The sequence below is a fragment of the Kitasatospora sp. NPDC059803 genome (assembly GCF_042732255.1).
Taxonomy (GTDB): Bacteria; Actinomycetota; Actinomycetes; order Streptomycetales; family Streptomycetaceae; genus Kitasatospora.
Window position 1 is genome coordinate 1 of the sequence record NZ_JBHWIJ010000304.1, and the last position, 10356, is coordinate 10356.

The 10356-nt window shown below is 75.5% G+C and carries 7 protein-coding genes and 1 pseudogene; 3 read left to right on the forward strand and 5 right to left on the reverse strand.

The window, feature by feature from the left end; translation table 11 throughout:
* From ACFV6I_RS32970 to ACFV6I_RS32985, 4 genes and pseudogenes are all read right to left on the reverse strand, one after another.
* Positions 1-955 (reverse strand): annotated as a pseudogene (locus ACFV6I_RS32970) (hypothetical protein); the annotation flags it as partial.
* A gap of 60 nt (positions 956-1015) precedes the next feature.
* Positions 1016-2017: an SMI1/KNR4 family protein gene (locus ACFV6I_RS32975; protein ID WP_063348042.1), complete on the reverse strand. Its 1002-nt coding sequence runs from the start codon at positions 2015-2017 to the stop codon at positions 1016-1018.
* 107 nt (positions 2018-2124) lie between these two features.
* A complete protein-coding gene (locus ACFV6I_RS32980; RefSeq protein WP_380429342.1) occupies positions 2125-3291 on the reverse strand; it encodes a DegT/DnrJ/EryC1/StrS family aminotransferase in 1167 nt (388 codons plus the stop codon).
* Positions 3288-4472: a Gfo/Idh/MocA family protein gene (locus tag ACFV6I_RS32985; RefSeq protein WP_079135658.1), complete on the reverse strand. Its 1185-nt coding sequence runs from the start codon at positions 4470-4472 to the stop codon at positions 3288-3290. The genes ACFV6I_RS32980 and ACFV6I_RS32985 overlap by 4 nt, the downstream gene beginning before the upstream one ends.
* A gap of 380 nt (positions 4473-4852) precedes the next feature.
* Between ACFV6I_RS32985 and ACFV6I_RS32990 the strand changes: the two genes are divergently transcribed.
* Both ACFV6I_RS32990 and ACFV6I_RS32995 read left to right on the forward strand, forming a co-directional pair.
* Positions 4853-5314 (forward strand): YwqJ-related putative deaminase, encoded by a 462-nt coding sequence (locus ACFV6I_RS32990; protein WP_063348043.1) that lies wholly within the window; start codon positions 4853-4855, stop codon positions 5312-5314.
* 83 nt (positions 5315-5397) lie between these two features.
* Entirely contained in the window at positions 5398-5907 is a 510-nt protein-coding gene (locus ACFV6I_RS32995) for an SUKH-3 domain-containing protein (RefSeq protein ID WP_063351179.1), read from the forward strand.
* Between the two features lie 85 nt (positions 5908-5992).
* Here the strand turns inward: ACFV6I_RS32995 and ACFV6I_RS33000 are convergent, their stop codons facing one another.
* Positions 5993-7261, reverse strand: coding sequence for a sensor histidine kinase (locus ACFV6I_RS33000; protein ID WP_063348044.1), 1269 nt, complete (start codon positions 7259-7261; stop codon positions 5993-5995).
* Positions 7262-7520: 259 nt separating this feature from the next.
* On the opposite strand from ACFV6I_RS33000, the gene ppc reads away from it, so the two are divergent.
* On the forward strand, positions 7521-10331 hold the full coding sequence (ppc, locus tag ACFV6I_RS33005) for a phosphoenolpyruvate carboxylase (protein ID WP_079135660.1): 2811 nt from the start codon (positions 7521-7523) through the stop codon (positions 10329-10331).
* Positions 10332-10356: the final 25 nt, after the last annotated feature.

Below are 10356 nucleotides of genomic sequence, written 5' to 3' on the forward strand. Positions count from 1 at the left end.
GGGCCAGGACGGTCGGCGGCTGCTCCACCCCGCCGGGCGGCCCGGACGGCGCACCCGGCAGGCCCATCAGCCCCGGCACGGCGTCCGGCGACGCGAGCAGCGTCGGCGCCGGCTCGACGGCCGCAGGCGGCACGGGCGCGGGCGGCGGGACGGCGGCGGGCACGGGCGCCTGGGCGGCGGGCGGCGGGACCGGCGGCATGCCGTAGCCGCCCTCCGGCGGCATCAGCATGGTCGCGGCCTCGGCCCCGGCCGGCGCGGGCGCGTCGGGCAGGTCGGAGCCGGTGGTCCGCAGCCCCTCGGGCATCAGGACGGTGGCCGCCTCGGCCCCGACCGGCGGCACCGGCACGGGGGCCGGGGCCGGGGCCTGCGGCGGGACGGCGAAACCAGCAGGACCGGCAGAACCGGACGGCACGGCGGGCACGGGCGGCTCGACGGCGGGCGCGGCCGGCACGGCGGGCGCCGCAGCGACCGGCGCGGGCGGCTCGGCCACCGGAACAGCCGGAGCCACCGGAGCAGCCGGAGCCGGAGCCCCCTGGCCCCCCAGCCGCTCCGCCTCCGCCGCGATCGCCGCGGCCCCCGCCTCCTGCAGCCACTGCGGCGGGCTGAGCAGGAAGGACGTCGCCTCGACCGGCCCGGGCGCGGGCTTCGCCGCCCCCGCCGGGTTGGCCGCGACCGGCCGCCCGTACGCCTCCTCGTACTGCCGGACCACCTCGTTGACGGGCAGCGCGGGCCAGAGCGTGGTCGCGCCGGAGTCCCGGGCGATCACCAGTCGCGCCTCGCCGGCCGACCCGTCCCCCGCACCCGACGGCCCCGCCGTCCCGTCCCCGGGTGCCACCGCCCAGCAGACGAAGCCCAGGTCGAACTCCCGGACCCGTACCTCGCGCTGCTGCGGCTGCGGCACCCCGCCGTTGATCCACTCCTCGGCGAGCTCCTGCGCCTGCGCGTACGTCACCACGCCCGGTTCACCCCTGTCCCCATCCTCGTCGTCCCCGCTCGTTGCACCGCCGCGGCCACGTCAGTCCACCGGGACGGCCCGGGCGAACCCGCCGTCCACCATCAGCTCCGCGACCGTCTCCAGCTCCGGCGGGCTGCCGGCCAGCCGGAGCAGGAACGCGTCGAAATCCTCGCCGCAGGGCAGCAGCAGCCGGGCGCAGCGGTCCTCCGGGGCCTCCGGCGCGCCGGTGTCGCGGGCGTCGTCGTACAGGTGGAACCAGACCGAGCCGGCCCGGTCGCCGCGCACCTTGAGCGCGACGATGCCGCCCTGCGCGTAGGCGACGCCCAGGTAGTCCTTGGTGAGGTGGTCGCGCAGGCACTTGTTGGCGTACACGACGTCCTGGGTGCCGTACTCCTCGCTGAGGGTGAGGAAGGGCTGGTCGAGCAGCATGCCGAGCTCGGTGTCCAGCGCCACCCCGACCGGGGCGCGGCCGCCGCCCAGCTTGAGGAAGGTGCGGTAGGCGCCGGGCAGCCGGTAGCCGAGGCGCTCCTCGGCGCGCTGCACCAGGTCCTCGGGGACGCCGATCGGGTCGCCGCCGTCCTTCGCCAGCGAGAAGTGCACGGGCCGGCGCTCCTGCAACGGGCGGGTGCCCCGGCGGGTGTGGTCGGCGGCGGAGGTGGCCAGGCCGGCGTGGTGCCGCAGCAGCGCCTTGACCTCCACCGGGACGAGCTCCATCCGCCGCCAACCGGGGGCGGCCCGGCCGACCGCGTGGTGCCAGGTCCAGCCGGGCGGGGTGGCGACGGCGGTGTCCAGGTCGGCCCAGAGCGGGTGGCCCTGGGTGAACAGCGCGGCGTTGGCCGACACGTAGTCGGTCAGCCGCAGCTCGTCCACGCCGAAGCCGTCCGGCGGGTCGGCGACCTCGGCCGCGGCGGCGGCGTACGAGCCGAAGTCCGGGTAGCCGTACTCGTCCACCCGGACCCCGGCGGGGTGTCGCTCCGCGCGGACCGGGTCCGGGAACTGCACCACCTGACCTGCGTACGCCGCGTTCGGTGCGGCGGCGACGCCGGGCCGACCTGTCGTCATCTGGGAGCCCCCACTGGCTGCTGCAAATTCTCGAAGCGCTTGCTGGACACCAGCGTAGGGGGTCGTCTCCGGGCCCGGGCCCCCGCCCGGGAGAAGAAGGGGAACCGTCAGGGCCGCTGCCCGAGCGCCCCGGCCAGCACCCCGGCGACCCTGGTCTGCTGCGCCTCGGTGAGGTGCGGGTGCAGCGGCAGGCTGAGCAGTTCGCGGGCGGCCCGTTCGGCGACCGGGAACGCCCCCGCGCGGTGGCCGAGGTGACGGAACGCGGGCTGGAGGTGGACCGGGACGGGGTAGTGCACCCCGGCGCCGATCCCGGCGGCGCGCAGCGCGGCGAGGACGGCGTCGCGGTCCCGGCCGGAGCCGATCCGCACCGCGTACAGGTGCCAGACGTGCTCGTTGCCGGGCGCGGTGCGCGGCAGGGTCAGGCCGTCGAGACCGCCGAGCAGGGCGTCGTAGCGGGCGGCGGCGGCCCGGCGGGCGGCGTTCCAGGCGGGCAGCCGGCGCAGCTTGGCCCGCAGCACGACGGCCTGCAGCGCGTCCATCCGGGAGTTGAAGCCGAACCGCTCGTGCCGGTACTTCTCGCGCGCGCCGTGGTCGCCGATCAGCCGGACGGCGGCGGCGAGTTCGTCGTCGTCGGTGAGCACCGCCCCGGCGTCGCCGTAGCCGCCGAGGTTCTTGCCCGGGTAGAAGCTGGTGGCCGCGATCCGCCCGTAGCCGGTGCGCCCGTGCTGCCGGGCGCCCTGGGACTGCGCCGCGTCCTCCACCACCGGCCGTCCGTCGGCCAGTTCCAGCAGCGGCCCCATCGGGGCGAGCTGGCCGTTCAGGTGGACGGGCAGCAGTGCGACCGCACCGGGCAGCGCCCCGGCGGCCCGCTCGGGGTCGATCAGCAGGTGCGCCGGGTCGGCGTCGACCAGCACCGGGCGCAGCCCGGCCCGCTGCACGGCCTCGGCGGTGGCGACGAAGGTGTTGGCGGGCAGCACGACCCCGCCGCCGGGCGGCAGGTCGAGGGCGCGCAGGGCGAGTTCGAGGGCGTCGGTGCCGTTGCCGGCGCCCACGCAGTGCCGGGCGCCGGTGAACTCGGCGTACTCCCGCTCGAAGCCGTCCACTTCGGGGCCCTTGACGTAGCCGCCGGAGGCGAGCACCCGGTCGAAGCCGGCCCGGACCTCGGCCGCGACCTCGGCGTGCGCGGCCGCCAGGTCGACCAACGGGATCGAGTCGACCAGCGGGATCGGGCCGACCGGCGGGATCGGGTCGACCGGCGGGATGCCGGCGCTCACCGGGCGCCCGCCCGGTCCCCGGACCCCACCGGGACGGTGGCACCGCCGAGTTCGAGGCTGAGCGAGGCCGCCTCCAGCAGCTGGAGCACCCGCACCCCGGCCCGGCCGTCGGTGAGCGGGGCCCGGCGCTCGGTGATCGCGGCGGCGAACTCGGCCATCACGTTGCGCAGCGCCTCCTGCTCGACCAGTGCGGGCGCGACCATCTCGCCGACCCGGTAGGAGATCAGCGCCCGGTGCCGGATCGCGTCGGTCAGCTGGTCGGGCGGGGTGAGGTCGACGCCGCGGTCGTGCACGGCCAGCCGGGCCTGCGGGTTGAGGTCGTCCCAGACCAGGGTGCGCCGGGAGCCGCCGATCAGCGTGGTGCGGACCTTCGTCGGGGAGAGCCAGTTGACGTGGCAGTGGGCCAGCGCGCCGTTGCTCAGCCGGACCGTCAGGTACGCCACGCAGGCCCGGCCGGCGCCGATCGGGTCGGCGCCCTGGGCGGACACCCCGACCGGTTCGACGCCGGGCGGCAGCACGAAGTCGAGGATCGACAGGTCGTGCGGGGCGAGGTCCCACAGCACGTCCACGTCGGGCTGCACCAGGCCGAGGTTGATCCGCACCGAGTCGAAGAACTGGATGTCGCCGATCTCGCCGCCGTGCACCAGCTCGCGGATCCGGCGCACCACCGGGGTGTAGCAGAAGGTGTGGTCGCACATCAGCACCAGCCCGCTGCGCTCGGCCAGGTCGACCAGTTCGGCGGCCTCGGCGGCCGAGGTCGTGATCGGCTTCTCCACCAGCACGTGCTTGCCGGCCTCCAGCGCGGCCCGCACCAGCCGGTAGTGCGCGGCCGCGGGCGTGGCCACCGCGACCGCCCCTACCCGCTCGTCGTCGAGCACCCGCCGGTAGGAGCCGGTCGCCCGGACGGTGCTGTACTCCCCCAGCACGGCACGGGCCTTGGCCTCGTCCAGGTCGCACAGCCAGTGCAGCCGCAGCGCCGGGGTGTCCTGCGCGTTGCGGACCAGCTTCGGGCCCCAGTAGCCGGCCCCGACCACCGCGAGGCCCACCGGGCGTTCCGGTGCCGGCCGGGGCGGTTCGCCCGGCGTGGGCACGTGCCCACCGGGCGCCTGGTTGGCGGCCTGCGCGTCCCAGGCCCCCGACCGCTGCCGCGGCCCGTTCCGACCGGGCTGCTCCGACGTCATCCACGAGCCCCTTCGCTCCGCCGCCGGGGCGGGCTCGGGCCCACCCCGACGGCCCCAACGTCCGGCGCGGGCACCGGGTCCGGCCCCGTCCGCGCGTCCGCGGGCGGTCGGCCGGATCCCCTTCGGCCTCGCTGCCGGAACGGTACCGGCCGTGCCCCCGGCCCGGAGGTGGTTTCGGGAAATCAGCGGACAAGTCGTGACGACGGTGTGCGGATCCGGCCCCGGTCCGGCGAGGATCGGGTGACGGCCCGGCCGGTCCCGCACGGTCGTTCGTCCGCCCCCGCACCCCGGTTGTGCGGATGTCGGTGTCGTTTGACAGGCTTGCCCCGGACCGTCCCACCGGTCCTTCCGTCAGCGGGAACAGAGGAGGAGGACGACGCATGACCACCGGTGAGCCCGCGGGCCCGCCCGTGCTGCGCCACCACCGCGACAGCCTGCTGCCCGCCGTCGCCGCCGCGCTGTCACTCAAGGGCGGCGAGGTGCACACCCTGGCCGGGGACAAGGACGCCCGACGGCCGGTCCTGCACCCGCTGGTCGGCGAGTTCCTGGACACGCTGCCCGTCGAGGCGCGCGAGCGGTTCACCGGCCGCTGCCCGGAGGCCGTCCTGCTCTCCCAGCACCTGGTCGCGGTCGACGGCCGGCGCTCCAAGCGCGCCGCCCGCAAGCCGATGACCCTGCACGAGGCCCGCAAGGCGCTCAAGGGCTCCCGGATGACGACCGTTCGCATCCGGGAGGAGGGCGACCCGGCGCACGGCACCCACGCCCCGCCGTGCCGTTCCTGCGCGCCGATGCTGGAGCACTTCACCGTGCAGAGCGTCGCCGTCGGGCCGCCCGCGCCCTGACCGCGCCCTCGTACGCCCCCTGTCCCCGAGCCCTGGAGTCCGCCCTGAACCCGCCCAGCCCGCCCCCGCCACCGCCGGCCACCCTGTCCGCCGCCCCCGCCGGGCGGGCCCGCCCGCGCTTCCCTGCCGACGTCGCCGCCGAGCTCAAGGCGGCCGGCTGGCACCCCGGCCGCTGGCAGATACGGCAGGCCGAGGAGTGGGCCGACGCCCTGGTCGGGTACGGCGGGCCGTCCGGTCTGCGGCACGCGGTGTTCCCGGCGGCGGTGGAGGCCTGGGCCGAGTTCGGCGGCCTCGCCTTCGACCTGGCCGGCCCGGGCCGCCAGCTGGCCCGCACCCCGTTCCTGATCGACCCGCTGTGCGGGCTGCACCAGCCGCGCACCCTGCTCGACCTCGGCCGCGCCCTGGGCAGCCAGCTCGCCCCGCTCGGCGAGGAGGCGTACGGGCAGGCGCTGCTGGCCGTCGACGAGGAGGGCCGGGTCTACAGCCTGGACCACACCGGCGAGTGGTTCCTCGGGCACGGCATCGACCAGGCCGTCACCACCCTGATCCTGGGCACCGCCCCGGAGCGGCTGCGCACCGCCGACGGTTCCTGACGGCGGTCCGGCGGGCCCTGGGTCAGGCGGCCGACACGCGCTCGGCCGGACAGGGCCTGACCGCCGGGCCGGGCCTGGCGGCGCGTCACCGCAGCCGTTCGGCCCGGACCGCCAGCCGGGACGGCAGCACCGCCTCGACCCGGAACCCGCCGTCCGCCTCCGGCCCGGAGGAGAAGGTGCCGCCCAGCGCGATCACCCGCTCCCGCATCCCGACCAGCCCGTTGCCGCCGCTGGGAAGCTTCGCCGCGCCCCCGCCGCCGCCCGGGCAGGCGTTCACCACGCTCACCCGCACCCCGTTGGGCGCGTACGCGAGCAGGACGGACACCTGTGCGCCGCCCGCGTGCTTGTGCGCATTGGTCAGGCCCTCCTGGACGACCCGGTAGGCGGTCTGCTCGGCCTCGCCGGTGAACTCCTGCCGGCTGCCGCTGACGGTCAGCGTCACCGCCATGCCGGCCGCCCGGGACTGGTCGACCAGCCGGGGCAGCCCGGCCAGCGAGTCGGGCTCCGGCTGGCGCTCGTCGTCCATCCGCAGCACGCCGAGGATCTCCCGCAGCTCGTTCAGCGCCTGCCGTCCGACCTCGCCCATCAGCTTGGCGCTCTGCGCGGCCTTCTCCGGGTCCTTGGCGACGATCCGCTCCAGCGCCCCGGCGTGCACCACCATCAGGGACACCCGGTGCGCCACCACGTCGTGCATCTCCCGGGCGATCCGGGTGCGCTCCTCCAGCCGGGCCCGGCGGGCGCGCTCCTGGGCCTGCTCGGCCAGCAGGTCCAGCTCGGTCTCCAGGCCGTGCGCGCGGTCCTTGAGCGAGTCGATCAGCCGCCGCCGCGCGCCCACGTACAGTCCGGTGACCACCGGCGGGACGGTCAGGCCGACGGAGACCAGCACCGCGATCAGCACCTGGCCCCAGAGCGGCGGCTGCTCCACCGCCGTGTCGCCGGGCGTCAGCATCGACACCATCATCACGGCGACGGTCTCGGCGAAGGCCAGTGCGGACAGCGCCACCACCCGCCAGCGCCGGGTGGGCCACTCCCAGGTCGCCGCCAGCGTGTACAGCGACACCACCAGCAGCAGGACGCCGAGCATCCCCGGCATCGCCACCAGGGTCACCAGCACCGGTACGGCCGGCCAGCGGCGGCGCAGCACCAGCGAACCGCCCGCCACCACGCCGAGCAGCGAGATGCCGGCCATCCCGGCGGCGTCCAGGTGCACCCGGCCGGAGAGGAAGGCGATCGTGCTGAGCGCGCACTCCAGCGCGGCGAGCACCGCCAGCCCGATGTCCAGGAAGGCGCTGCGCGGCCGCTCCCACCACCAGAACGGCCGGACCGGCGCGCGCTCCCCAGGCGACTTGCTCATGGTTGACACCCTAAGCGGCAACCCCCTCCCCTCCCCACCGGGATTGCCCCCGACACCTCGCCGGACCCTCAAGTGGTCCAGACCACATGCGGCCTGCGGCGTCACTGTCCGCCATCCGGCCACCTCGCGGACAGCGACCGCCCCGACACCTATGCTGGTCGCGTCGGACAGCGCGGTCCGCACGCGTCACACCCGCCACACGCGGGCGGACCTGTGACGATGAGCCGTTGCCGAACCCCACCACCACAGGGAGCCAGCCGTGACCGCTCCGGTCCCCACCCCGGCGGACAGCCCCACTGTCCACGCCACCGGCCCAGTTGCCGACAACGCGGCCCTGCGGGCGGACATCCGCCGCCTCGGCGACCTGCTCGGCGAGACGCTCGTCCGACAGGAAGGCCCCCAGCTGCTGGGCCTGGTCGAACAGGTCCGCCTGCTCAGCCGCACCGACGGCGAGGCCACCGCCGAACTCCTCTCCGACATCGACCTGGACACCGCCGCCAAGCTGGTCCGGGCCTTCTCCACCTACTTCCACCTCGCCAACGTCACCGAACAGGTGCACCGCGGCCGCGAGTTCGCCACCCGCCGCGCCCGGGAGGGCTCGCTGCTCGCCCAGACCGCCGACCAGCTCGCCGAGGCCGACCCCAAGCACCTCGAAAACACGCTGGCCCACCTCGCGGTCCGCCCGGTCTTCACCGCCCACCCCACCGAGGCCGCCCGCCGCAGCGTCCTCAACAAGCTGCGCCGCATCGGCGAACTCCTCGATCGCATCCACCGCGAGGAGATCGCCGCCGGCCTCTCCCAGGCCGACCCGGCCCGCACCAGCAGCGCCCGCCGCCAGGCCGACCGCCGCCTCGCCGAGGTCATCGACCTGCTCTGGCAGACCGACGAGCTGCGCATCGCCCGCCCCGAGCCCACCGACGAGGCCCGCAACGCCGTCTACTACCTGGACGAGCTCTACCGCGACGCCGTCCCCCAGGTCCTGGAGGAACTGCACGAGGAGCTCGGCCGGGTCGGCCTGACCCTGCCCGACGGCGTCCGCCCGCTCACCTTCGGCACCTGGATCGGCGGCGACCGCGACGGCAACCCCAACGTGACCCCGCAGGTCACCTGGGACGTCCTCAACCTCCAGCACGAGTACGGCATCAAGGACGCCCTGGCCGCCGTCGACGACCTGCGCAGCACCCTCTCCACCTCCGAGCGGCTGGCCGGCGCCTCGGTCGAACTGCTCGCCTCGCTCAACACCGACCTGCACCAGCTCCCCGAGCTCAGCCCCCGCTACAAGCGGATGAACGCCGAGGAGCCCTACCGTCTCAAGGCCACCTGCGTCCGGCTCAAGCTGGAGAACACCCGCGAGCGGCTCGCCCAGGGCACCCCGCACGTCGAGGGCCGCGACTACCTCGGCACCCGCGAGCTGATCACCGACCTGCGGCTCATCCAGGACTCCCTGCGCGCCCACCGCGGCGAGCTGATCGCCGACGGCCGCCTCGCCCGCGCCATCCGCACCATCGAGGCCTTCGGCCTCCAGCTCGCCACCATGGACGTCCGCGAGCACGCCGAGGCCCACCACCACGCCCTCGGCCAGCTCTTCGACCGCCTCGGCGAGGAGGCCTGGCGCTACGCCGACATGCCCCGCGAGTACCGGCAGAAGCTGCTCGCCAAGGAGCTCCGCTCGCGCCGCCCGCTCGCCCCCACCCCGGCCCCGCTGGACGCCGCCGGCACCAAGACCCTCGGCGTCTTCAACACCATCCGCGAGGGCTTCGAGCGCTTCGGCGACGAGATCGTCGAGAGCTACATCATCTCCATGTGCCAGGGCGCCGACGACGTCTTCGCCGCCACCGTCCTGGCCCGCGAGGCCGGCCTGATCGACCTGCACGGCGGCATCGCCAAGATCGGCATCGTGCCGCTGCTGGAGACCACCGAGGAACTCCAGAAGGCCGACCTCATCCTCGACGAGATGCTGTCCGACCCCTCCTACCGGCTGCTCGTCTCGCTGCGCGGCGACGTCCAGGAGGTCATGCTCGGCTACTCCGACTCCTCCAAGTTCGGCGGCATCACCACCTCCCAGTGGGAGATCCACCGCGCCCAGCGCCGGCTGCGCGACGTCGCCCACCGCTACGGCATCCGGCTGCGCCTGTTCCACGGCCGCGGCGGCACCGTCGGCCGCGGCGGCGGCCCCTCCCACGAGGCCATCCTGGCCCAGCCCTGGGGCACCCTGGAGGGCGAGATCAAGGTCACCGAGCAGGGCGAGGTCATCTCCGACAAGTACCTGCTCCCCTCCCTCGCCCGGGAGAACCTGGAGCTGACCATCTCCGCCACCCTCTCCGCCTCCGCGCTGCACACCGCCCCGCGCCAGGCCCCCGAGGAACTGGCCCGCTGGGACGCCGCGATGGACCAGGTCTCCGCGGCCGCCCACACCGCCTACCGCGCCCTGGTCGAGCAGGACGACCTGCCGAAGTACTTCTTCGCCGCCACCCCGGTCGACCAGCTCGCCTCGCTGCACCTGGGCTCCCGCCCGTCCCGCCGCCCCGACTCCGGCGCCGGCCTCGACGGCCTGCGGGCCATCCCGTGGGTCTTCGGCTGGACCCAGTCCCGCCAGATCGTCCCCGGCTGGTACGGCGTCGGCTCCGGCCTCGCCGCCGCCCGCGCCGCCGGCCTCGGCGGCGTGCTCGACGAGATGCACGGCCAGTGGCACTTCTTCCGCAACTTCCTGTCCAACGTCGCCATGACGCTGGCCAAGACCGACCTGCGGATCGCCCGCCACTACGTCGAGCAGCTGGTGCCCGCCGAACTGCACCACGTCTTCGACCAGATCGTCGCCGAGCACGACCTCACCCTGCGCGAGGTGCTCCGACTCACCGGCGAGGGCGCACTGCTGGAGCACAACCCGGTGCTCAAGCAGACCTTCACCGTCCGCGACGCCTACCTCGACCCGATCTCCTACCTCCAGGTCGCGCTGCTGCGCCGCCAGCGCGAGGAGGTCGCCACCGGCCGCCACGAGGACCCGCTGCGGGCCCGCGCGCTGCTGCTGACCGTCAACGGCATCGCCGCCGGCCTGCGCAACACCGGCTGACGCCACCGCGCGTACGGGACGGGGC